Source organism: Actinomadura darangshiensis (assembly GCF_004349235.1).
Taxonomy (GTDB): domain Bacteria; phylum Actinomycetota; class Actinomycetes; order Streptosporangiales; family Streptosporangiaceae; genus Spirillospora; species Spirillospora darangshiensis.
On sequence record NZ_SMKY01000139.1, the window covers coordinates 1 to 22391 of the forward strand.

Below are 22391 nucleotides of genomic sequence, written 5' to 3' on the forward strand. Positions count from 1 at the left end.
GTCCAGCAGCGCCGCCACCGCGGGCGGGCGCGGACCCGCCGCCGCGACCGCGCTGATCCGGCGGCTGCCGACGCCCGCCACGGCGGGGGACGCGACGCCCGGCTCGGTGTGCAGGCCGAGCGCCAGCGCCGGCAGCGTCGTGACCGCCAGGCCCCGCGCGACCAGCCGCTGGATCGCGACATGGTCCTCGGTCGCGAACGCGATGGCGGGGGTGAACCCGGCCCGCTCGCACGCCCACCGCAGGTTGTCGCGGCACCGGGCGCAGCCCGACGCCCACGTCTCCCCGGCCAGGTCCGCCAGCCGGGGCCGCTCCGCCGCCGCGACCGGATGCGCCGCCGGGACCAGCAGCCGCAGCGGGTCCTCCCGCAGCACCACCTCGCGGAACCGGGAGTCCGGGTCGGGCGGCATGGACGCGTGCCGGAACACCACCGCGACGTCGGTGTCCCCGGCGCGCAGCAGCTCCAGCGCCTCCGGCGGCTCGGCGTCCACCAGCGTGACCGACACGCCCGGCGCGCGCTCGCGCAGCCGCGCCAGCGCGTCCGGCAGCAGCCCGCCGGCCGCCGTCGGGAACGCCGCCACCCGCACCCGCCCGGCGCGCAGCCCCGCGATCGCGGCGATCCGCTCCTCGGCGTCGCCCATCCGCGCCAGGACGTCCTCGACGTGCTCCACCAGGACCCGGCCCGCCTCGGTCAGCCGGACGCCGCGGCCGTGCCGCACCACCAGCGGCGTGCCGACCTCCGCCTCCAGCCGCGCGATGTGGTGCGACACCGCGGGCTGGGTGTAGGCGAGGGACCTGGCGGCGGCGGTCATCGAGCCGAGCCTGGCCACCTCGCGCAGGATCCGGCCCCGGTGCAGGTCCAGCATCCCCGCAAGGTATCAACCGCGCTGATGGGACACCAAGAAAACCGTACTTTGTGCTATGGGACCCTGGTGCCCGACCATCGGTGCATGAGGCTTTCCATCCAGGACGCGCAGCGCGAGTTCGGCGCCGGCGTCGCCTACCTCGACACCGCCACCTACGGGCTGCCGCCCCGCGCCGCGCACGAGGCGATGCTGGCGGCCGAGCGGGACCGGGCCGCCGGGCTGCTGGCCACCGCCGAACTGGACGAGGCGGTCACCCGCTCCCGCGAGGCGTTCGCGCGGCTGCTCGGCGTCCCCGCCGGCCGGGTCGCGTGCGGGCCGCAGGTGTCCTACTTCGCCGGGCTGGTCGCCGCGTCGCTGCCCGCCGGCACCGAGGTCCTGGTCGCCGACGGCGACTTCACCTCGCTGCTGTTCCCGTTCGCGGCGCGCCCGGACCTGGCCGTCCGGTCCGTCCCGCTGGAGCGGATCGCCGCCGAGGTCCGCCCCGGCACCGGCGTGGCCGCGGTGTCGGCGGTCCAGTCCGCCGACGGCCGCATCGCCCCCCTCGGCGACCTCGTCGAAGCCGCCCGCGCGCACGGCGCCCGGATCCTGCTGGACGCCACCCAGGCCGCCGGCTGGCTGCCCCTGCCCGCCGACCGCGTCGACTGGCTCGTCGCCGGCGGCTACAAGTGGCTCCTCGGCCCGCGCGGCACCTGCTTCCTCACCGGCACCCGCGAGGCGCTGGACGCGCTGCCCGCGATCGGCGCCGGCTGGTACGCCGGCGCCGACATCTGGGACTCCATCTACGGGCTGCCGCTCCGCCTGGCCGAGGACGCGCGCCGCCTCGACCTGTCCCCGGCCTGGCAGTGCTGGGTCGGGCACGCCCCCGCCCTGGAACTGCTGGAACGGGTCGGCGTCCAGGCGATCCACGACCACGACGTCGCGCTCGCGCGCCGGTTCAGCGCCCGGCTCGGCCTGCCGCCCGGCGACTCGGCGATCGTCTCGGTCCCCGTCGCCGAAGGCGCCGCCGGCCTGCTGCGCCGGGCCGGGGTGATCGCCACCGTCCGCGCCGGCCGGCTGCGCTGCGCGTTCCACCTCAGCACCACCGAGGCCGACGCCGACAAGGCCGCCGAACTGCTCGCCCCGCTCACGGGCCCGGACGCCGCCCGCGCCGGGTGAAGTTCTTACAAGGTTCGAACAAGGTGCCTTGACGGGCCATTTCGCGGCCTCCGGGCCGGGACTGGCGCCCTACGTTCGTCGGCATGAACGTACTGCTCACCGGGTCGGCCGGGTTCATCGGCTCGCACATCGCCGAGGCGCTGGCCGCCGCCGGGCACCGCGTCCGCGGCCTCGATCTGAGACCCGACGGCCTCGGCGGCCCGCCCGCCGACGTCCGCGACGCCGCCGAGGTCGCGCGGCGCCTGGACGGCGTCGACGCCGTCTGCCACCAGGCCGCCAAGGTCGGCCTCGGCGTCGAGGTCGCCGACCTGCCCGACTACACCTCCGCCAACGTGCAGGGCACCGCCGTGCTGCTGGCCGGGATGGCCCGCGCCGGCGTCGGCGTCCTGGTGCTGGCGTCCTCCATGGTCGTGTACGGGGAGGGCGCCTACGCCTGCGACGCCCACGGCCCCGTCCGCCCCAGGCCGCGCCCGGAGGACGCGCTGCGCGCCGGCCGGTTCGAGCCGGACTGCCCCGCCTGCGGGCGGCCGCTGTCGCCCGGCGCCGTCGGCGAGGACACCCCGCCCGGCCCCCGCAACGTCTACGCCGACACCAAACTCGCCCAGGAGCACCTGGCCGCCTCGTGGGCGCGCGCGACCGGCGGCTCCGTCGCGGCGCTGCGCTACCACAACGTGTACGGGCCGCGGATGCCCCGCGACACCCCCTATGCGGGCGTCGCCGCGATCTTCCGGTCCCGGCTGATGAACGGGGAGGCGCCGCTGGTGTTCGAGGACGGCGGGCAGCGCCGCGACTTCGTCCACGTCCGCGACGTCGCCCGCGCCAACGTGCTGGCGCTGGAGCGGGTCGCGGCCGGGCCGCCCGAGCCCGGCGGGCTGCGCGCCTACAACATCGCCAGCGGCGAGCCCCGCACCATCGGCGACATGGCCGGGGCGCTCGCCGGCGCGTTCGGCGGCCCGCGGCCCCGCGTCACCGGCGGCTACCGGCTCGGGGACGTCCGCCACATCGTCGCCCGCCCCGACCGCGCCCGCCGCGAGCTGGGCTTCTCCCCGTCGGTGCCGTTCGCCGACGGCATGGAGGAGTTCGCCCGGCGGCCCGTCACCAGTTCGTAAGGGTTGCCAGCCCGTCACCGAAAGTAGCGTTCGAACCGTGATCGATGTCGTTCTCCCCTGCCTCAACGAGGCCGAGGCGCTGCCCTGGGTGCTGACCCGGATGCCCGAAGGGTTCCGGCCCCTGGTGGTCGACAACGCCTCCACCGACGGATCCGCGCGCGTGGCCGCGGGCCACGGCGCCCGCGTCGTGCCGGCGCCCGACCGCGGCTTCGGCGCCGCCTGCCACGCCGGGATCCTGGCCGCCGAGACCGAGGTCGTGTGCGTGATGGACGCCGACGCCTCCCTCGACCCGGGCGAGCTGCCCGGGCTGGCCGCCGCGCTCGGCGACCTGGAATCGGGCGGGACGCCGGGGCTGGTGCTGGGGCGGCGCCGCCCGTCCGGGCCCGGCGCGTGGCCGCCGCACGCCCGCCTCGGCAACGCCGTCCTGGCCCGGTCCCTGAACCGGCGCGCCGGCACCCGGCTGCACGACCTCGGCCCGATGCGCGCCGCCCGCCGCGAGGGCCTCCTCGCCCTCGGCCTGGCCGACCGCCGGTTCGGCTACCCCCTGGAGATGGTGCTGCGCGCCGCCGCCGCCGGCTGGCGGATCGCCGAGACCGACGTCGCCTACCTGCCCCGCACCGGCACCTCCAAGGTCACCGGGACACTGGGCGGGACCGTCCGCGCCGTCCGCGACATGCGCCGCGTCCTGGCGGAGGTCGCGCCATGACCGCCGCCCCGGACACCGATGTGATCGTCATCGCCAAGGAGCCCGTGCCCGGCCGCGTCAAGACCCGGCTCACCTCCGCCTACACGCCCGCCGAGGCCGCCGCGCTCGCCGAGGCGTCCCTGCGCGACACCCTCGACGCCGTCGCCGCGGCACCCGCCGGCCGCCGGATCCTGGCGCTGGCCGGCACGCCCGGGCCGTGGCTGCCCGGCGGCTTCACCGTCATCGCCCAGCGCGGCGGCGGCCTGGACGAACGCCTCGCCGCCGCCTTCGACGACGCCTGGCGGGGCCGCCCCCTGCTGCTGATCGGCATGGACACCCCGCAGGTCACGCCCGCGCTCCTGCACCGCGCCGCCGGCGAGCTGGACCGCCGCGGCGCGGTGTTCGGCCCCGCCCGCGACGGCGGGTTCTGGCTGCTCGGACTGCGGCGCCCCGACCCGCGGCTGCTGCGCGGCGTCCCGATGTCGGCGCCCGACACCGGGGCGGTCGCGCTCGCGCGGCTGCGCGCCGCCGGGCTGGACGTCGCGACGCTGCCGGAGCTGACCGACGTCGACACCCCCGCCGACGCCGCCGCCGTCGCCGCCATCGCGCAGGGCGGGCGGTTCGCCGCCGCCCTGCGCGCCCTCGGCCCGCGGAACGTCCCGGCATGATCGGCGAACTGTACGAGGAGGCGCTGCAGGGCCGCGCCCCCGTCGAGATCGAGCACGCCGACGGCAGCCGCCGCCCGCTGCCCGTCCAGGACTGGCTGGCCGCCCGCGCCGGCGACGGCGGCCTGCTGGACCGCTGCGCCGGCGCCACCCTCGACGTCGGCTCCGGGCCCGGCCGGCTGACGGTCGCGCTCGCCCGCCGCGGCCTGCCCGTCCTCGGCATCGACGTGGCCCCCTACGCGGTCGCGCTGACCGTCGCCGCGGGCGGCCCGGCCCTGTGCCGGGACGTGTTCGGCCGCGTGCCCGGCACCGGGCGCTGGCGCACCGTCCTGCTCGCCGACGGCAACATCGGCATCGGCGGCGACCCCGCCGCGCTGCTGCGCCGCGTGCTGGCGCTGCTGGCGCCCGGCGGGCAGGTGCTGATGGAGGTCGAGCCGCCCGGCACCGGATCCCGCGTCGAACCGCTGCGACTGCGCTCGCCGCGCACGGTCGGCGAATGGTTCACCTGGGCGCACGTGTCCGCCGACGCCGCCGCCGGGCTCGCCGCCGGGTGCGCCGCGACCGTCACCGAGGTCTGGGAGGAGGCCGGCCGATGGTTCGTCGCCCTGCACTCCTGAGAGCACCACTCCTGAGAGCACCGCTCCTGAAGGCGCCTGAGGTGGTCACGACGATGCAGGGGCGGTTCACCAGCCGCCTGCACGACGAGCGGGTCGCGTCCTGGCTCGGCATCGCGCTCGGCGTCAGCATCCTGGTCTCGTTCGCGACCGGGCTCGTCAGCCACTTCATGCAGCAGCCCGCCGGCTGGATGCAGTGGCCGTCGCGGCCGGTGAACCTGTACCGGGTCACCCAGGGCGTGCACGTCATCGGCGGCGTGGCGACGGTGCCGCTGCTGCTGGCCAAGCTGTGGACGGTCTACCCGCGGCTGTGGCAGTGGCCGGCGGTCCGCTCGGTCCTGCACGCCGCGCAGCGGCTGCTGGTGTTCGTCCTGGTCGCCGCGGCCCTGTTCCAGTTCGTCACCGGCGTGCTGAACATCGCCTACTGGTACGCGTTCCGGTTCTTCTTCACCACCGCGCACTACTGGACGGCCTACATCCTCGTCGGCGCGCTCCTCATCCACGTCTCCGACCAGTGGGCCAAGGCCCGCCGCACCGTGATGACCCGCCCGCAGGACGCGGTGGGGCGCCGCGGCTTCCTGCTCACCGTCGCCGCCGCGAGCGGTGCCGTCGCCCTCACCACGGCGGGGGAGGCCGTCACCCCGCTGGCGCGGCTCGCGGTCCTGGCGCCGCGCCGCCCCGGCACCGGCCCGCAGGACGTCCCGGTCAACAAGTCGGCCGCCGCGACCGGCGTCACCGCGACGGCCCGCGACCCCGCCTGGCGGCTCACCGTCACCGGCCGCGTCTCCCGCGAGGTCACCCTGTCCCTGGCCGACCTGCACGCGCTGCCGCAGCACACCGCGCGGCTGCCCATCTCCTGCGTCGAGGGCTGGAGCGTCGAGGCGGCCTGGCGGGGCGTGCGGCTGCGGGACGTCCTGCGCCTCGCCGGCGTCGCCGGCGACGCGACGGTACGGGTGGAGTCGCTGGAACGCTACGGCCTCTACCGCTCCTCCGAGGTCGACCCCCCGCACTGGCGCGACCCCCTGACGCTCCTGGCCCTCGGCATGAACGGCGCACCCCTCGCCCTCGACCACGGCTACCCCTGCCGCCTCATCGCACCGAACCGGCCCGGCGTCATGCAGACCAAATGGGTGCACCGGCTGGTGGTCGCGTGAAGACCCGGATCCTGGCGTACGCGGCGGGCCTGGCGCTCATCGCCTACGGGCTGCGCGGAATCGTCACCGGCGTCCCCGCGGTGGAGTGGGCGAAGTGGTTCGCGGGGGCGGCGATCCTGCACGACGGCGTGCTGGTCCCGGCGGTGCTGGCGGCGGGACTGGCCACCGGGTTCCTGCCCGCCCGGCACCGCCGCCTCGTACGGGGCGCGCTCGTCGTCGCCGCGTGCGTCACCGCGGTCGCGCTCCCGCTCGTGCTGAGCACCGGGCGCCGCCCCGACGAGCCGTCCCGCCTGCCGCTGCCCTACGACCGCAACCTGGCGATCGTGCTCGGCGCCATCGCCGCCCTGACCGCCTGCGCCGCGACGGCCCGCGCCGTCATCGCCCGCAGGAGGGGCCGGGACGGCGGAGCGACGCGCGCCACCGTCCGATCACCGGGGAAGGAGCCGGGCCGATGACCCTGACCGACATCCGCGGGCGCCTGGCGGTGGCGCCGCCCCGGACGCGGCGGTGGCCCGGGTGGGTCGCCGTGGGCGTGTGGGCGGCCGGGATCGCGGCGGCGTTCGCGGTGGGCTGGTACCTGCGGCGCGCCGGGCTGGCGACCGAGGACCGGCTGCCCCCGCTGCACGCGCGGGCGCGGGGGCGGCCCCTGACCTGGGAGCTGCTGCCGGCGGCGGCGTACGCGGCGGCGGCCGTCGCGGCGCTTCCCGTGCTCGCGGCCCGGCTGGCGTGGCGGGCGCTCCCGCCGGCCGTGTGGGCCCTTGCCGCCGGGTGGGCGGTGACGCTCGCGGTCTCCGGCGGATGGGACGCGCTCGCCGCGCCGCTGAACGCGCCGACCGAGTACCCGGCCGGCCTGGCGCAGCTGCGTCCGGGCGTCCTGGAGTGGCTGCGGACGTTCACCGAGCGGCTCGGCGGCTACACCACGCACGTGCGGGGGCATCCGCCGCTGCCGATGCTGCTGCTGTGGGCGCTGGAGAAGGCCGGGCTCGGCGGCACCGGGTGGGCGGCGGCGTTCATCATCGCGGCCGGGACGTCGTCGGCCGCCGCGATCACGATCACCGTGCGGTGCGCCGCGGGGGAGCGGACCGCGCGGGCCGCGGCGCCGTTCCTGGTGCTGGCGCCGCTCGCGCTGTGGGTGGCGACGTCGATGGACGCGGTCTTCCTGGCCGTGGGCGCGTGGGGCACCGCGCTGCTCGCCCTGGCCGCCCGCCGCAGGGGCGCACTGGCGTTCGCGTCCGGGGGCGGGCTCCTGCTCGGCTGCCTGCCGTACCTCAGCTACGGGCTGCTGCCGCTGTTCGCGGTGCCCCTGGCGGTGCTGCTGCTCACCCGTCCCCGGGCGCGCGTCCTGGCGGCCGCGGGGGCCGGGCTGGCGGTGGTTCCGGCGGCGCTGACGCTGCTGGGGTTCTGGTGGCCGGACGGCGTCCGCGCCACCCTGGACACCTACCTGATCAGCCGCGGGTCGGCGCAGCGCTCCTACGGCTACTTCGTGTTCGCGAACCTGGCGGTCCTCGGGCTGCTGACCGGCCCGGCGGTCGCGCACGCGCTGCCCCGCACGCTGGCGGCGCTGTGGCGCGCCGCCCGGTCGCGGACCGTCCCGCCGGCGGCGGCGGCCGCGGCGCTCGCGGGCGCGGGCCTGCTGGCCGTGCTCGTCCTGGACGCCTCCGGCGTCACCAAGGGCGAGGTCGAGCGGATCTGGGTGCCCTTCGCCGCCTGGATCACGGTCGCCGCCGCGCCGCACCACCACCGTCCGAGGGCGTGGCTGGCGGCACAGGCGGCGACCGCGGTCGCCGTCCAGGCCCTCGTGCTGTCCCCCTGGTGAGCGCGGCCCTGGCGAGCGCGGCCCTGGTGAGCGTGCCCGTGGCGAGGGGGCCGGTCATGTTTCGGCGGGCGTCGAAACGATTCCGGGTTAGCGTCGCCGCCATGAGCGACGCGGAGTTGAGGGAACGGCTGGCCGCACGGTTCCGGGAGGTCAACGGCGACCATCCGATGACGGCCGCCGACGACGCCTACGCGGCCGCATGGTTCACCGGCCTGGAGGAGGTGTGCCGCGCCGCCGGGCGCGACGCCGGCGGCGTGCGGCGGCTGATGCTGGACGGCAGGCTGCCCCTGCCCGCCTACCTGCGCTCCGACGGCACGGAGATGGTGCCCTCCGACCTGTTCGACCTCGCCGGCCGGGCAGGGGGCGTCGACAGGCTCCGCGAATGGTTCGTCTCGCACTGGGACGACACGGGCGCCGGGCAGGCGGAGTGGGCCGCCTACCTCAGCGGCCAGTACGTGTGCCTGCGCACCGTCTCACCCCATACGATCCGGTACAAGGACGCGCTGGTCGCCGCGATCGAGGCGGCACCGGCCGAACCCGACGCCGGGACGCGGGCCTGGACGCACCGGCTGCACGCCCTGATCGACGAACTGGACGCCCTGGAACCGCCGTTCACCGCCTACGACCGGCTGCGCTTCGGCGGGCCCGTCTCCCGCGACACCTGCATCGACGCCATGCGGGCCCGCTACCCCCGCGCCGCCTAGCCCGTCCTGGATCCGGCCCTGCGGGTCCGGCGCCGTCCCGGGTCCGGGGCCGTCACCAGGGGACGGGGCCGTCGTCGTGGAAGAACCCGCCGGTCGGGCCGCCGGGGTCCAGGGTGGCGAGCCGGACGGCGATGGCGGCGCCCTGACCGGCGGTGCGGTCGGTCTTCCGGCCGGTGGCGCGGGTGAAGTCCAGGGTGAAGTCGGTCGCGCATGCGCCGGGCGCGGCGGCATTGACCAGGATCGGGGTGTCCCGCAGCCGCTTGGCGTACTGGATCGTCAGCATGTTCAGCGCCGCCTTGGAGGCCGGGTAGGCGGCCGACGCCTCGGTGTTCCAGAAGTAGTGGGCGGGGTCGGTCATCGCGGCCATGGACGAGGTGCCGCTGGACATGTTCACGATCCGCCCGGCCGGCGACTCGCGCAGCAGCGGCAGCATCGCGTTGGTCACCCTCATCACGCCGAAGAGGTTGGTGTCGAACACGCGCTGCACGACGTCCATGTCGGCCTCGTCGGGGAAGTGCAGCGCGCCGCCGGAGATGCCGGCGTTGTTGACCAGCACGTCCAGGCGCCCCGGGGACGCCCCGATCGCGCGGGCCGCGGCCTCGACCGTGGCGGGGTCGGTGACGTCGATGACGACGGCGCGCGCGTCGTGGCCGGCGTCGCGCAGCGCGGCGGCCGCCTTCTCGCCCAGGCCCGGGTCGCGGGCGCCGATCAGGACGGTCATGCCCTGCTCGGCGAGCCCTTCGGCGACGGCGTATCCGATGCCCTTGTTGGCCCCGGTCACCAGGGCCGTCGTGGTGGTGTCCGTTGTCGTGGTGTCCATGCCTTTCACTCCACCACCGGCGATGCCGCGGGTTCCAACACCGATCCGGCCGCGATCGATACCCTGGGGGTATGGATGTGGTGGAAACGCGTGAGCTGGGCTACTTCCTGGCGGTCGCGCGGGAACTGCACTTCGGCCGGGCGGCCGAGAGCCTCGGCATCGCCCAGCCGCCGCTGTCGCGGGCGATCAGCCGGCTGGAGCGGCGCCTCGGCGTGACGCTGCTGGAGCGCACCAGCCGCCGGGTGACGCTCACCCCCGCCGGGGAGACGCTGCTGGCCGAGGGCGGCGCCGCGCTGGAAGCGGTCGCGGCGGCGGTCCGCCGCACCCGCCGGGCCGGGGACGCCGGGCCCCGGCTCGTCCTGGCGATGAAGCCCGGCGGTGACGGCGGCGGGCTGCTCCCGGCGATGCTGGCCGCCTACGAACGCGAGCCCGGCGCGCTGCCGGTTGAGATGCTCCTCGGATACGGGGCCGACCGCGCGCTGCGGGAGGGCCGCGCCGACGCCGCCCTGCTTTACACGCCGCGGCAGGACGTCACCGGCCTGGCCACCGAGGAACTGCTGCGCGAGCCGCAGGTCGCCGTCCTGCCGCGCGGCCACCGGCTGGCGGGCCGCGCCGAGGTGTCGATGGCGGACCTGGACGGCGAGGCCCTGCCCCGCGCCCCCTACGGGCGCGCCGGGCCCGACGGCCTGCAGATCAGCGACGGCGGGCAGCTGATGCAGCTCATCGCGCTCGGCCGGGCGGTGGCGATCCTGCCCGCGTCCATGCGGGGACTGCTGCGCGAGGACCTGACGGCGGTGCCGGTCCGCGACGCCGACCCGACCACGCTGGTGCTGGCGTGGCCGGAGACGTCCCGGTCCCGGGCGCTGGCGGCGTTCGTGCGGTCCACCACCACCGTCGCCGCCGACTTCACCGCCTCCCACCTGCGCTGATACACCGGCGAAAGAAATCTCGAAGAAAAATCCGGCGGAATGTCGATCCTGCGGCCGGCCGTGCGACGCGTCAGCGCAAGGCCGATGAGACACCCCACGTGAGACACCGCACGGAAGGACCACCGACATGAGCACCCGGACCCTCGCCAACGCCCAGAACACCAACGCCCAGAACACCAACGCCCAGAACACCGCCGCCCAGAACACCGCTTCCTGGAACACCGAGGCGGGCGGCCGCCGCACGCTGCGCAAGGTGCTGTGGGGCGCGCAGATCTTCATCGCGGTGTTCCTGTTCGCCGGCTCGGCGCTGCCGAAGTTCGCCGGGCAGGCCGACGCCGTGAAGACCTTCACCGAGATCGGCTGGGGCCAGTGGTTCCGGTACGTGACCGGGACCGTCGAGGCGGCCGGCGCGATCGGGCTGGTGATCCCGCGGCTGGCCGGGCTCGCCGCCACCGGGCTGATCGGCCTGATGGCGGGCGCCGCCCTCACCCAGCTGCTGGTGCTGGAGCCCGCGTGGGCGCTGATGCCCGTCGCGCTCGCGTTCGTGTTCGCCGCGGTCGCCCGGGACCGCCGCGCCGAGACCCGCGCGGTGCTGCGCTCCCTGAAGGGCGTCCGGAAGCGCTGACGAAGCCGCTCCGTACTGCGGGCGACCCGAACGGCGGGCGACCCGGTGGCCAACCCGGCCCCGGGCCGTCCGCCGTCCGCGTGGTTCAGCCGTCGCCGGGCAGCAGGGCGCGGAGTTCGGCGGTGAGGGCGTCGGCCTCCTCGGGGCGGCCGTGGTAGGCGGCCGGGGTGTTCTGGAACAGCGCGACCCTCCATTCGCCCATGAGCTGCGACGCGGTGAGGGTCTGCACGGAGTTGGCGGCCGGGTCGAGGTCGGCGGAGCCGGGCGGGACCATCCCGGCGACGGCGCGCAGGACGGCGGCGCCGGGCCCGATCAGCCGGACGTCGCGGACCCGGGCGACGTAACGGGCGGTCGGGTGGCCGGCGAAGATCTCGTCGAGCTGCGCGGCGATCCGCTCGCGGCCGGAGTGCAGGGTGCCGTCGAACCCGATCGTCTCGCCGTCGTCGCGGAACGGCGCGGCGAACGCGGCGCCGTCGCGGGCGTTCCAGCCGTCCAGGATCCGCCGGTACAGGGCGCGGACGGCGTCCAGGGCGCCGAGCCGCCCGGCGTAGCGGTCGTGGTGGACCTGCCAGCGGCCGGTGGTCCAGTTCGGCCAGTCGACGCGGGCGCCGTCGAGTGCCTCGGCGAGGTAGTCCAGGTGCAGGTGCCATCCGGCGAGGGTCTGGACGAGGTACTCGCCGGGGAGCCGGACGTCGCTGGTGAACACCAGGTGCGTCCCTTCGGGGGCGGGGGACAGCTCCCAGCGCAGCCGGCCGTGGACGTCGGAGTCCAGTTCCAGCAGCCGCGGCGGGTCGAACGCGGTGACGGTGCCGCGCGCGGTGGTCTCCTCGGCGGCGTCGCCGGCGTTGAGCCAGCGGAGCTCGAACTTGCCGCCCGCGGCGGGTTCCAGGACGGCCTCGGCGAGCCACGCCGACAGCTCGGCGGGGTCGGTGAGGGCCTTCCAGACCCGTTCGGGCGGGTGGCGCAGGCGCCGTTCGAAGCGCAGCAGGGTGCGCCCGCCCCGGTGGGTGGCCGTGCCGTCGGGGTGCTGCTCGCCGCCGTTCATCTCGCCCTGCCTCTCGTCGGTCGCGGTCGCCCTCCGAACATAACCCCAACCGCATATAACTCACAAGGCATGTAGAGTGAAAGGGTCAGGGCGGCGGCCAGGTGACGAGGGCATGCCCCCAGGTCAGGCCCGCGCCGAAGCCGGCGAGCAGGACCAGGTCGCCGGCCTCGATCCGGTGCGTCCGGACGGCCCGGTCGAGGGCGTAGGGGATGCTGGCGGCGCCGATGTTGCCGACGTCGTGCCCGACGATGGCCAGCTGGCCCGGTTCCAGCCCGGCGCTGCCCGCCAGCGCGGCGACCAGCTTCGGGTTGGGCTGGTGCGGGACGACCAGGGCCAGGTCGGCGGGCTTGACCCCGGCGGCCTCGGTGGCCTCGCCCACCAGCCGCGGGAAGACCGCGGCGATGAAGTCGCGGACGGCGCGGCCGTCCATGTGGATGGTGTGGCCGAGCCCGGCGAGCGTGTCGGCGCTGGCCGGCAGCCGGCTGCCGCCGGCCGGGATCAGCACGTCGTCCACGCCGGAGCCGTCCGAGCCGAGGGTGACCGGCCCGATCCCGTACTCCGCCGGCGCGGGGCCGACCACCACCGCGGCGGCGCCGTCCCCGAACAGCGCGGCGGTGGCGCGGTCGGCCCGGTTGAGGAACCGCGAGTACACCTCGACGCCGACGACCAGCGCGTATGGGGCGGAGCCGCGCTGGGTGGCCAGCCAGCCGATCGCGGTCTGCAGCCCGAAGACGAACCCGGAGCAGGCCGCGGAGATGTCGAACGCGGCGGCCCGGCCGGCGCCGAGCACGGCCTGCACGCGGCAGGCGGTGGAGGGGGCGATCACGTCGGGCGTGGAGGTGCCGACGACGAGGAGCCCGATGTCGGCGGCGTCCAGCCCGGCGGCCCGCAGCGCCCGGTCCGCGGCGGCCGCGGCCAGGTCGGAGGCGGCCTCGCCGGGCGCGGCCACGTAGCGGCGCAGGATTCCGGTGCGCTGCTCGATCCAGGACGGGTCCAGCCCCAGCGCGCGGGACAGGTCGTCGCTGCGCACGCACTCGCGGGGCAGGTGGGCGCCGGTTCCGCGGATGGCCCACCCCGTCCCGCCGCCTCCCGGGGCCCGGCCTTGCGAAGGACGTGCCCGCTCGTGTGCGTCCGGTCCTGCCACACCTGGTCCTGTCATGCGCGCGCTTCCCTCTTCTCACTGCACCGGCGGTTGTCAGTCCCCTCCCATGAGTGAATAATCCCATTTCAGGCTTTTTGTTCTATATCAAATCGCTCACGGCTTTTATCCGAATAGAAAAGAGAGCCTTCCTTCCAGGTAAGGAGACCCCGCGTGTCGTCCCCACGATTGCGTCCTGCCGAGGAGCTCAAACCCGACGACGTCTGCGCCTTCCTGTTCCCCGGCACCGGCTCGGCGGGGGTGCCCGACCTGCCCGGGCTCGCCGCCGCAGGCCCGGCCGCCGCCCGCGCCGTCGCCGACGTCCTGGACGCCGTCCAGGAGGGCCTGCCGCGCACCGGATGGCCGTCGATGCGCGCGATCCTGCTGGCGGACCCGGCCGGCTACCGGGCCGCGGCCCGCACACCCGGCGTCGCCCAGCTCGCCTCCTACACCGCCTCCGTCGCCGTCGACCGCGCGCTGCGCGCCGGCGGCGTCCACCCCGGCCACGCGGTCGGGCAGAGCTTCGGGGAGATCGCCGCGCTGGTGTGCGCGGGCGCGTTCTCGATCGCCGACGGCGCCCGCATGGCCACCGCCGCCGTCGAGGTCCTGGCCCGGCGCGGCACGGGCGGCGGCATGGGCCTGCTGGAGGCGGACGAGGACGGCACCCGCGCGTGCATCGACGCCGCCGGCGCCCCCCAGGTCGTCGTCGCCTGCCTCAACGCCCCGCAGGTCACCGTCGTGTCCGGCCCCGACGGGCCGCTGGACGCCGTCCTGGACACCGCGCGCGGCCGCGGGGTGAACTCCGTGCGGCTCGCCGTCCCCTACCTGTCCCACCATCCGGCGATGGCCGGCGCCGACGACGAGTGGTACGCCATGATCCGCGGCTTCCCGCAGCGCCCGCTGGAGGTGCCGGTGCACTCGCCGGTCCGCGGCCGCGCCTACCGCGACGGCGACGACCTGCACCGCGCCATGGCCGACTGCATCGTCAAGCCCGTCCGGCTGCCGGACACGCTGCGCGCCGTCCACGCGGCGGGCGCGACCGTGTTCACCGAGGCCGGCGCCGGCAACGCGCTGTGCCAGTGCGCGCGGCTGGCCGTCCCGGGCGCGCGGACCATGGCGCCGCTGCGCGACCGGCCCCGGCACGGCCTGACCGGCAAGGCCGCCTCCGGCGTCGCCCCCGCCCGCGACGAGAGGGACCGATCATGAGCGCCGCGGACGAACTGCTCGGCTTCGTGCGGGGCACGGCCCTGGACGCCAAGGCCCGGGACAGGCTGGAGGAGGCCGTCCCGGACGAGTTCTTCACCGTCCCCGGCGGGCTCACCGCCCCGCGGCGGCACGCCCTCACCTACGCGCGCCTGCGCCGCGCCGGGCTCGCCGCCCCGCCCGCCCGCGAGCTGCTGGACGACCCGCCGGCGCTGTGCGCGCTGCTGGACCGCGCCGCGATCGCCGACCCGCCGCTGTTCCACCTCATGCTGCTGCACTACACCCTCGCGCTCGGCCCGGTGCTGCGGTTCGGCGCCGGGCCGGACGCGGCGGACCCGGTCCGCGACGCACTGGAGTCGATGGACTCGTTCGGCACCCTGCTGATGACCGAGGTGGGGCGCAGCAACAGCCACCTGTCGCCCCGCACCACCGCCCGCCACGACCCCGCGACAGGCGGGTTCGTGCTGAGCACCCCCGACGCGCAGGCCGCCAAGTTCCCCACCAACACCGCCCACCCGGAGCTGCCCAAGACCGCCGCCGTGTACGCCACCCTCGTCCACGGCGGCGAGGAACGCGGCGTGTTCGTGTTCGCGGTGCCGCTGCGCGGCCCCGGCGGCGCCGTCCCGCCCGGCGTGCGGATCGTGCCCGCACCGGAGACGACCGGCCTGCAGATCGACTACGCCGCCGTCCTGCTGGACGGCGTGCACGTCCCCTACCGGGCGTGGCTGCGCGACGGCGCCGCCATCGAGGACGGGACGTTCCGCGACCCGGCCGGGACGCCGGGGGAGCGGCTGACCCGCTCGATGGGCATCGCGCCGCCGGTGTGGCGGGCCGTCGTGTCCGCCTCGGCCGCCGTCACCCGCGCCTCCGCCGCGATGCTGCTGGCCCACTCGGCGGGCCGCACCACCCTCGGCCGGCTCGCGCCGCGGCGCCCGCTGACCGACTACCGCAACCAGCAGGAGGCCGTCCTCGGCGCGCTCGCCTCCGGCTACGCCCTCACCGCCGTCGCCGCGCACGCCACCGCCCCCCGCCCCGCCGCCGCGGCGGCCGGGCCCGGGCCCGCGACCGCGTGGGCGCCCTGGTCGGCGGTCGACCGCGACCTGGCACTGCTGAAGGCCGCCGCGACCGTCCAGGCGCAGGAGACGGTGTCGGCCTGCCGCGTGCACAGCGGCGCGCCCGGGTTCGCCGCCGCCGAGCGCCTCAACGCCTACCGGGGCCTCACCCACGCCTACCAGAACGCCGGCGGCGACAACGAGCTGATCCTCTACGACACCGCCCGCGCCATGGCCGACCTGGACCGCTACGAACCGCCCGAACCGGGGGCCGGGCCGCCCGACGGCGGCGACCTGCACTCCCCGCGGGTGTGGCTGTTCCTGGCCCGCGACACCGAGCGCCGGATGCGCGACCGGCTCGCCGCCGCCGTGGCCGCGGCACTGGGCGCCGGCGAGGACGCGTTCACCGCCTGGAACGGCAACCTCGTGCTGGCCGCGCGGACCGCGACGGCCTGCGCCGACCGGATCGTCCTTGAGATCCTCGCCGCCGCCGCGGACACCGGGCCCCCCGCGCTCGGGCCCGTCCTGCGGCTGCACGCCCTGAACCGGCTGGAGCACCGCGCCGCCGACCTGCTCAACGAGGGGGTGGCCCCGCCCGGCATGCTGGACGAGCTGTGGGCGGCGCGGCGCCGCACCTGCGACGGGCTGGCGCCGGCCGCGGCGGACCTGGCGGCCGGCCTCGGCGTGCCCGCCCCGGTGACCGCCCCCACCGCGTTCCTGTTCTGAAACGGCACGCCACGCCGCATTTTCGCCAAGGATGCGGGGGAACCCGCGCGAGGTGGCTACCGTTCTCGTAAGACAGACCGCACGCGGGTGGGATCATCCGCTGGCCGATACGGAGGTAGACACAGTGGGAGTCAGTCTGAGCAAGGGCGGCAACGTCTCGCTGACCAAGGAGGCCCCCGGACTGACCGCCGTCGTGGTTGGCCTGGGCTGGGACGTGCGGACCACGACCGGAACCGACTTCGACCTGGACGCCAGCGCCCTGCTGTGCTCGGCGGAGAACAAGGTCCTGTCGGACCAGCACTTCGTGTTCTTCAACAACCTCAAGAGCCCCGACGGCTCGGTCGAGCACACCGGCGACAACCTCACCGGTGAGGGCGAAGGCGACGACGAGGCCATCAAGGTGAGCCTCAGCACGGTCCCGGCCGAGATCACCAAGATCGTGTTCCCGGTGTCGATCTACGACGCCGACAGCCGGCAGCAGAGCTTCGGGCAGGTCCGCAACGCCTTCATCCGGGTGGTGAACCAGGCCGACAACAGCGAGATCGCGCGCTACGACCTGTCGGAGGACGCCTCGACCGAGACCGCCATGGTGTTCGGCGAGCTGTACCGCAACGGCGAGGAGTGGAAGTTCCGCGCCGTGGGCCAGGGGTACGCCTCGGGCCTGTCGGGCATCGCGTCCGACTTCGGGGTGAACGTCTGAGCGACCGCGAGTGACGGCACGCGCATGTGACGGCACGCGCAAACGGCGGGGCGCCTCCGGTTCCGGGGGCGCCCCGCCGCGCGTCCGCTAGGCGGCGGGGACGACGGCGAGGGCCTCGATCTCGACGAGGAGGTCGTCGCGGACCAGCCGCGACACCTCCACCAGCGACGCGGCGGGGGAGAACCCCGCGGGCACGAAATCGGCCCGCACCGCCCGCACCACGCCGACGCCCGAGGCGTCCCGCAGGAAGTACCCGAGCCGCACGACGTGCTCCCAGCCGGCCCCGGCGGCGGCGAGCGCGGCCTCCAGGTTCGCGAACACCTGCCGGGTCTGCGCCTCCAGGTCGCCGGCGCCGACCAGGTTCCCCTCGCCGTCCAGGGCGATCTGCCCGCTGAGCACCACCAGGCGGCCGGGGACGTCGACGGACACGGCATGGCTGTAGCCGGGGCCGGGCGCCAGGCCGGGCACGTCGATCTGCCGGATGCCGGGGCGCGGATCACTGCTCGTCACAAGATCACGGTACCCGCGGCGGAGGCCGCGTCAGCCGAGCAGCTCCTCCCGCAGCCGCCTCTTGAGGATCTTCCCGCCGGGGTTGCGGGGCAGCTCCTGCTCGCGGAACCAGAAGTGCACGGGCACCTTGAACGCGGCGATCCGCTCCCGCAGGAAGCCCTGGACGTCCTGCTCGGTGGCGGCGGCGCCGGGCCGCAGCACGATCACCGCGCCGACCTCCTCGCCCAGCACCTGGTGGGGGACGCCGATCACGGCGCAGTCGGCGACCGCGGGATGCTCGTAGAGCGCGGCCTCGACCTCGGCGCAGTAGATGTTCTCGCCGCCGCGGATCAGCATGTCCTTGGCGCGGTCGACGATGTACACGAACCCGTCGGCGTCCAGGCGGGCCAGGTCGCCGCTGTGGAACCAGCCGTCCACGAACGCCTGCGCCGTCGCCTCCGGCTTGTTCCAGTACCCCTTGATGACGTTGGGGCCCTTGATGAGCAGCTCGCCGACCTCGCCGGGCGGCAGCTCCGCCCCGGCCGGGTCGACGACCTTCACGTCGCAGACCGCGACGGGCGGGCCGACGCTCTCGGGCCGCTCCAGGTAGTTCACGCCGCCGTTGTAGGTGGTGACCGACGACGTCTCGGTGAGGCCGTAGCCGTTGCCGGGCACCCGCTCGGGCAGCCGCTCCTTGATCTTGTCGACGAGGGCGGGCGCGGCCGGGGCGCCGCCGTAGCTGACGCCGGTCAGGCTGGAGGTGTCGTAGTCGCCGAAGTCGGGGGAGGTGAGCACCTGCCACGCCATGGTGGGGACGCCGCCGAACCCGGTGACCTTCTCCCGCTCGATCAGCTCCAGCGCCTGCGCGACGTCCCACTTGTACATCAGCACCACCGTGCCGCCCTGCAGCGCGCTGGACACCAGCACCGAGTGGCAGCCGGTGGCGTGGAAGAACGGGACGCTCAGCAGCGTCACCCGCGGCTGCGGCGCCGCCAGCTCCGCCACGGTGCGGCCCGCCCGGACCCCGGCCGACATGATCCCGTAGGCGAGGCTGACCGGGTTGGTGGTGATGTTGCGGTGCGTGCCGAGCGCGCCCTTGGACCGGCCGGTGGTACCGGAGGTGTAGAAGATCGTGGCCTCGTCGTCGGGGTCGAGCGCCACCTCCGGCAGGGACGCGGCCGCCGGGTCGCCCGGATCGCCGAGGACGTCGTCGAACGCCGCGGCGCCCTCGGGGAGCGGCCCGTCCGGCCGCGCCACCACGCACGGGATCCCGAGCCCTGGCAGCACCCCGGCGAGCCGCCCGGCGCGCTCGGCGTCGGCGACGAGGACCTTGGCGCCGCTGTCGCGCAGCCCGTACTCCAGCTCCGCGGCGCTCCACCAGGCGTTCAGCGGCACCACGACCGCGCCGGCGGCGGCGGCGCCGAAGAACGCCACCGACCACTCGGGGTAGTTGCGCATCGCGATCGCGACCCGGTCGCCCTTGGCCACCCCGTACCGGTCGATGAGCCGCCGCGCGAACGCCGCCGCCCGCGCGTAGTGCCCGGCGAAGGTGAGCCGGTCGCCGCCGTAGACGAGGAAGTCCGCGCCGCCGTGGCCGCGGGACGCCTCCAGGACGTCGCGCAGGGTCGGCGGGGCGTTCTTCCAGACGCGGGTCCGCACGCCGCGGATCTGCGTCTCGGCCATCTCGAACAGCTGCCCGGGCGCCGTCATCGCCGCCCTGACCTCGGCGATGCCCGCAAGCCTGCCGCCCTGCACGTCCTGGTCCTGCACGTCGCGCCTCCCGCGGGGTCGCGGCGCACCGCCGCGCGACCCGTCCGCCGAACACGATTCGGTGCGCCGTGCCCGAAAATCTATGATCCGCGTCACTCGCAGGTCAACGCCCGCGCCGCCGGGGCGGGTCCTGGCCGACGGTGCGCCGGGTGGTCGGCGCGAAGATCCCTGCCTGCGACAATGGGGACATGACCGAGCGCAAGCCGATCGAGTACTGGCTGTCGGACATGGACGGGGTCCTGGTGCACGAGGGCCGCCCCGTCCCCGGCGCCGAGGAGTTCGTCCGCCGCCTGGCGGCGTCCGGCAAGCCGTTCCTCGTCCTGACCAACAACTCGATCTACACCCGCCGGGACCTGTCGGCCCGCCTGGCGGCGGCCGGCCTGGCCGTCCCGGCCGAGTCGATCTGGACCTCGGCGCTGGCCACCGCCATGTTCCTGGCCGACCAGCGCCCCGAAGGGTCGGCGTACGTGATCGGCGAGGCGGGCCTGACCACGGCGCTGCACGAGGCCGACTTCGTCCTCACCGACATCGACCCCGACTACGTCGTGCTCGGCGAGACACGCACCTACAGCTTCTCCCAGATCACCCGCGCGATCCGGCTGATCGAGGGCGGCGCCCGGTTCGTGGCGACCAACCCCGACCCGGTCGGCCCGTCCCCGGAGGGCTCCCTGCCCGCCTGCGGCGCGGTCGCCGCGATGATCACCCGCGCGACGGGCGTGGAGCCCTACTTCGTCGGCAAGCCCAACCCGCTGATGATGCGGACCGCGCTGAACGTCGTCGGCGGGCACAGCGAGAGCACCGCCATGGTCGGCGACCGCATGGACACCGACATCGTCGCAGGCGTCGAGGCCGGCCTGGAGACGGTCCTGGTGCTGACCGGCGTGACCCGCAAGGACGAGATCGCCCGCTTCCCCTTCCGCCCGCACCGCGTCGTCCCGTCCATCGCCGACCTCATCGACCTGGTCTGACCGGCCCCGCACGACCGGGGGCGACCATGCGCACGATCAGACAGGGCGGCTCGCGGGAGCTGGAGGTCCGCAGGTCCCGGTTCGTCTGCACGCTCGCACGCGCCGCCGACGAGGCCGAGGCGGCCGCGTTCATCGCCACGCACCGGCGGGCGCACCGCGACGCCACCCACAACTGCACCGCCTACGTCGTCGGCGAGCGCGGCGAGACCACCAGGCACAGCGACGACGGCGAACCGGCCGGCACGGCCGGGACACCGATGCTGGAGGTGCTGACGCGGCGCGGCCTCACCGGCACCGCCGCCGTCGTCACCCGCTACTTCGGCGGCGTCAAGCTCGGCGCGGGCGGCCTCGTCCGCGCCTACACCCAGGCGGTCGCCGCCACCGTCGACGCCGTCGGGATGGTGGAGCTGCGCCCGGTCGTGACCGTCACCGTCGCCGTCGACCACGCCCTGGCGGGACGGTTCCTCGGCGACCTGCACGCCCGCGGCCACCAGCCCGGCGACGTCCGCTACGGGACGGGCGTGGAGGCCGACGTCGCGGTGCCGGTCCCGGACCTGGCGGCGTTCGAGGCGTGGGCGGCCGAGGCCACCGCCGGGCGCGCGACGCTGCGGCGCGGCGCGCCCGGCCACATCGAGGTGCCGGTGACCTGACCCGCCCGTGCCGCCCACCGGATCACCCGCGTGCCGCCCGGCGGGTCACCCGGCGAGGAACTCGGCCAGGACGGGCGCGAGGACGGCGGGGTCGACGTCGTGGGTCTGGCCGTCCAGGGTGCGGTGGGTCCCGGCGGGCAGCAGCTCCGCGGCGCGGACGGCGGTGTCGCGCATCCAGGCGGGGCTGCCGCCGCCGTCCACGACCAGCGCGGGGACGGCGACCCGGCCGAGCAGGTCCGCGGGCAGCGCGGCGCCGGTGCCGGCGTCGTCCATGACGGCCGAGTCGTAGGCGAGGGTGGGCGCCAGAGCCTCCAGCGCGGCCCACATCGGCGCGCCCCGCATCTGCCCGATCATCTCCTGCGGCATCCCGACGCCGGTCATGAACAGGGCGAGGGCGTCGCCGCGGCGCCCTTCGGCCAGCAGCCCGGTGAGCTCGGTGTGGTGGGCGCGGGCGCGGGTGAGCCGGTCGCCGAGGCCCGGATTGTAGGGCGGCTCGAACAGCGCGAGCCGGGTGACGGGCAGCCCGTGCGCGGCGGCGCGCACGGCCAGCGCGGCGCCCGACGACATCCCGTACACGGCGGCGGACCCGCCGGCGGCCTCGATGACGGCGGCCAGGTCCTCGATCTCGCGTTCGACCGCGTAGGGCGGGGTGTCGCCGCTGTCGCCGCGTCCGCGCCGGTCGTAGGTGAGGACGGTGTGGTGCGGGGCGAGCAGCGCCGCGAGCGCGGCGCCCGACCCGCGGTCGTTGAGGGCGCCGCCGACGTGGACGAGGGCGGGACCGGCACCGGCCCGGTCGAAGGCGATACCGGTGCCGTCCCTGGAGCGCGCGAGTTCCATGAGGTGATCCTCTCCCACCGGGCCGCGCGGCGGGCGGATCCGAGGCATACGTTCCATCTGCGGGACATGCCGTCCTACGCTGGGACGATCCTGTAACGTGCCCGGCGATGAGCGGGAGCGATGTCATCCGCGACCATGTGCGGGCGGGGATCCTCGAGGTCGCGGCCGCGGCACTGGCCGAGCACGGCGAGTCGGCGAGCATGACCGACATCGCCAGGGCCGCGGGCGTCGCGCGGGCCACGCTGTACCGGTACTTCCCCAACCGCGAGGCCCTGCTGTACGCGCTCTACGAGGCGGCCCTGGCCGACCTCACCGGCCGGCTGGAGGACGCGCGCCTGGACACGGTCCCGATCGAGGAGGCCGTCGCCCGGATGACCCGCGCCACGATCGCGGCGACCGGCAGGTACCGGGCGCTCGGCCTGTTCGAGAAGACCCCGGCGGAGGCCCGCCGCGTCGAGCGGCAGCTCGCCGGCCCGCTGCGCGCGGTGTTCGAGCGCGGCGCGAGCGGCGGCCACTTCCGCCGCGACATCCCCGTCCACACCCTCGCCGAGCTGTACTTCAGCCTGCTGGAGGGCGTGGTCTCCCGCGTCGCCCGGCACCGCCTGGGCGTGGAGGAGGCCGGCACCGCCGTCACCTCCCTGTTCCTGTCGGGCGCCCTGGCCCCGCCCGACCC

24 protein-coding genes are annotated in these 22391 nt (G+C 76.0%); 17 read left to right on the top strand and 7 right to left on the bottom strand.

The genetic code is table 11. From position 1 onward, the window contains the following. On the bottom strand, positions 1-864 hold an 864-nt coding region (locus E1293_RS26380), incomplete at its 3' end, for a LysR substrate-binding domain-containing protein (RefSeq protein ID WP_132200175.1). A gap of 84 nt (positions 865-948) precedes the next feature. Here E1293_RS26380 and E1293_RS26385 point away from each other — a divergent pair. The 9 genes from E1293_RS26385 (at position 949) to E1293_RS26425 (ending at position 8766) form a co-directional block, all read left to right on the top strand. Next, a complete protein-coding gene (locus E1293_RS26385) occupies positions 949-2019 on the top strand; it encodes an aminotransferase class V-fold PLP-dependent enzyme (protein WP_132200176.1) in 1071 nt (356 codons plus the stop codon). Between the two features lie 83 nt (positions 2020-2102). Continuing rightward, positions 2103-3128: an NAD-dependent epimerase/dehydratase family protein gene (locus E1293_RS26390; RefSeq protein ID WP_132200177.1), complete on the top strand. Its 1026-nt coding sequence runs from the start codon at positions 2103-2105 to the stop codon at positions 3126-3128. 37 nt (positions 3129-3165) lie between these two features. Continuing rightward, positions 3166-3834, top strand: coding sequence for a glycosyltransferase family 2 protein (locus E1293_RS26395; RefSeq protein WP_207939106.1), 669 nt, complete (start codon positions 3166-3168; stop codon positions 3832-3834). After that, positions 3831-4481: a TIGR04282 family arsenosugar biosynthesis glycosyltransferase gene (locus E1293_RS26400; RefSeq protein WP_132200178.1), complete on the top strand. Its 651-nt coding sequence runs from the start codon at positions 3831-3833 to the stop codon at positions 4479-4481. Before E1293_RS26395 ends, E1293_RS26400 begins: the two co-directional genes overlap by 4 nt. Next, the gene (locus tag E1293_RS26405) at positions 4478-5095 is read left to right on the top strand and encodes a class I SAM-dependent methyltransferase (RefSeq protein ID WP_132200179.1); all 618 of its coding nucleotides are present in this window, start codon (positions 4478-4480) and stop codon (positions 5093-5095) included. Before E1293_RS26400 ends, E1293_RS26405 begins: the two co-directional genes overlap by 4 nt. Positions 5096-5136: 41 nt before the next feature. Then, entirely contained in the window at positions 5137-6246 is a 1110-nt protein-coding gene (locus E1293_RS26410; RefSeq protein WP_243716565.1) for a molybdopterin-dependent oxidoreductase, read from the top strand. Then, positions 6243-6701, top strand: a complete 459-nt coding sequence (locus tag E1293_RS26415; RefSeq protein WP_132200180.1) for a hypothetical protein — start codon at positions 6243-6245, stop codon at positions 6699-6701. Before E1293_RS26410 ends, E1293_RS26415 begins: the two co-directional genes overlap by 4 nt. Next, a complete protein-coding gene (locus tag E1293_RS26420) occupies positions 6698-8062 on the top strand; it encodes a hypothetical protein (protein WP_132200181.1) in 1365 nt (454 codons plus the stop codon). The genes E1293_RS26415 and E1293_RS26420 overlap by 4 nt, the downstream gene beginning before the upstream one ends. Positions 8063-8163: 101 nt before the next feature. Continuing rightward, on the top strand, positions 8164-8766 hold the full coding sequence (locus E1293_RS26425) for a DUF6058 family natural product biosynthesis protein (RefSeq protein ID WP_132200182.1): 603 nt from the start codon (positions 8164-8166) through the stop codon (positions 8764-8766). A 52-nt stretch (positions 8767-8818) separates the two neighbouring features. Here E1293_RS26425 and E1293_RS26430 read toward each other — a convergent pair whose 3' ends face one another. Next, complete coding sequence (locus E1293_RS26430) at positions 8819-9586, bottom strand: SDR family oxidoreductase (RefSeq protein WP_132200183.1); 768 nt, start codon at positions 9584-9586, stop codon at positions 8819-8821. 71 nt (positions 9587-9657) lie between these two features. On the opposite strand from E1293_RS26430, the gene E1293_RS26435 reads away from it, so the two are divergent. Both E1293_RS26435 and E1293_RS26440 read left to right on the top strand, forming a co-directional pair. Then, on the top strand, positions 9658-10515 hold the full coding sequence (locus tag E1293_RS26435; protein ID WP_207939107.1) for a LysR family transcriptional regulator: 858 nt from the start codon (positions 9658-9660) through the stop codon (positions 10513-10515). A 127-nt stretch (positions 10516-10642) separates the two neighbouring features. Further along, positions 10643-11140: a DoxX family protein gene (locus E1293_RS26440; protein ID WP_132200184.1), complete on the top strand. Its 498-nt coding sequence runs from the start codon at positions 10643-10645 to the stop codon at positions 11138-11140. An 85-nt stretch (positions 11141-11225) separates the two neighbouring features. Here E1293_RS26440 and E1293_RS48735 read toward each other — a convergent pair whose 3' ends face one another. Together E1293_RS48735 and E1293_RS26455 are read right to left on the bottom strand one after the other, a co-directional pair. After that, positions 11226-12185, bottom strand: coding sequence for an SgcJ/EcaC family oxidoreductase (locus tag E1293_RS48735; RefSeq protein ID WP_207939108.1), 960 nt, complete (start codon positions 12183-12185; stop codon positions 11226-11228). An 85-nt stretch (positions 12186-12270) separates the two neighbouring features. Further along, positions 12271-13251 (bottom strand): 3-oxoacyl-ACP synthase III family protein, encoded by a 981-nt coding sequence (locus E1293_RS26455; protein WP_279473282.1) that lies wholly within the window; start codon positions 13249-13251, stop codon positions 12271-12273. 246 nt (positions 13252-13497) lie between these two features. Here E1293_RS26455 and E1293_RS26460 point away from each other — a divergent pair, with 246 nt between their 5' ends. From E1293_RS26460 to E1293_RS26470, 3 genes are all read left to right on the top strand, one after another. Beyond that, positions 13498-14529: an ACP S-malonyltransferase gene (locus tag E1293_RS26460; protein ID WP_132200186.1), complete on the top strand. Its 1032-nt coding sequence runs from the start codon at positions 13498-13500 to the stop codon at positions 14527-14529. After that, positions 14526-16304 (top strand): acyl-CoA dehydrogenase family protein, encoded by a 1779-nt coding sequence (locus E1293_RS26465; protein WP_132200187.1) that lies wholly within the window; start codon positions 14526-14528, stop codon positions 16302-16304. Before E1293_RS26460 ends, E1293_RS26465 begins: the two co-directional genes overlap by 4 nt. Positions 16305-16428: 124 nt before the next feature. Then, a complete protein-coding gene (locus tag E1293_RS26470; protein ID WP_132200188.1) occupies positions 16429-17004 on the top strand; it encodes a TerD family protein in 576 nt (191 codons plus the stop codon). Positions 17005-17091: 87 nt separating this feature from the next. Here E1293_RS26470 and E1293_RS26475 read toward each other — a convergent pair whose 3' ends face one another. Together E1293_RS26475 and E1293_RS26480 are read right to left on the bottom strand one after the other, a co-directional pair. Further along, positions 17092-17514: a RidA family protein gene (locus tag E1293_RS26475; RefSeq protein WP_243716568.1), complete on the bottom strand. Its 423-nt coding sequence runs from the start codon at positions 17512-17514 to the stop codon at positions 17092-17094. A gap of 30 nt (positions 17515-17544) precedes the next feature. Then, entirely contained in the window at positions 17545-19263 is a 1719-nt protein-coding gene (locus tag E1293_RS26480; protein ID WP_243716570.1) for a class I adenylate-forming enzyme family protein, read from the bottom strand. Between the two features lie 188 nt (positions 19264-19451). Between E1293_RS26480 and E1293_RS26485 the strand changes: the two genes are divergently transcribed. Beyond that, positions 19452-20231 (top strand): HAD-IIA family hydrolase, encoded by a 780-nt coding sequence (locus E1293_RS26485; RefSeq protein ID WP_132200189.1) that lies wholly within the window; start codon positions 19452-19454, stop codon positions 20229-20231. Between the two features lie 26 nt (positions 20232-20257). Then, on the top strand, positions 20258-20881 hold the full coding sequence (locus tag E1293_RS26490) for an IMPACT family protein (protein WP_132200190.1): 624 nt from the start codon (positions 20258-20260) through the stop codon (positions 20879-20881). A gap of 45 nt (positions 20882-20926) precedes the next feature. On the opposite strand, the gene E1293_RS26495 is transcribed toward E1293_RS26490, so the two are convergent. Then, complete coding sequence (locus E1293_RS26495) at positions 20927-21718, bottom strand: alpha/beta fold hydrolase (protein ID WP_132200191.1); 792 nt, start codon at positions 21716-21718, stop codon at positions 20927-20929. A gap of 107 nt (positions 21719-21825) precedes the next feature. Between E1293_RS26495 and E1293_RS26500 the strand changes: the two genes are divergently transcribed. After that, the coding region (locus E1293_RS26500; protein WP_132200192.1) for a TetR/AcrR family transcriptional regulator at positions 21826-22391 on the top strand (566 nt) is incomplete at its 3' end.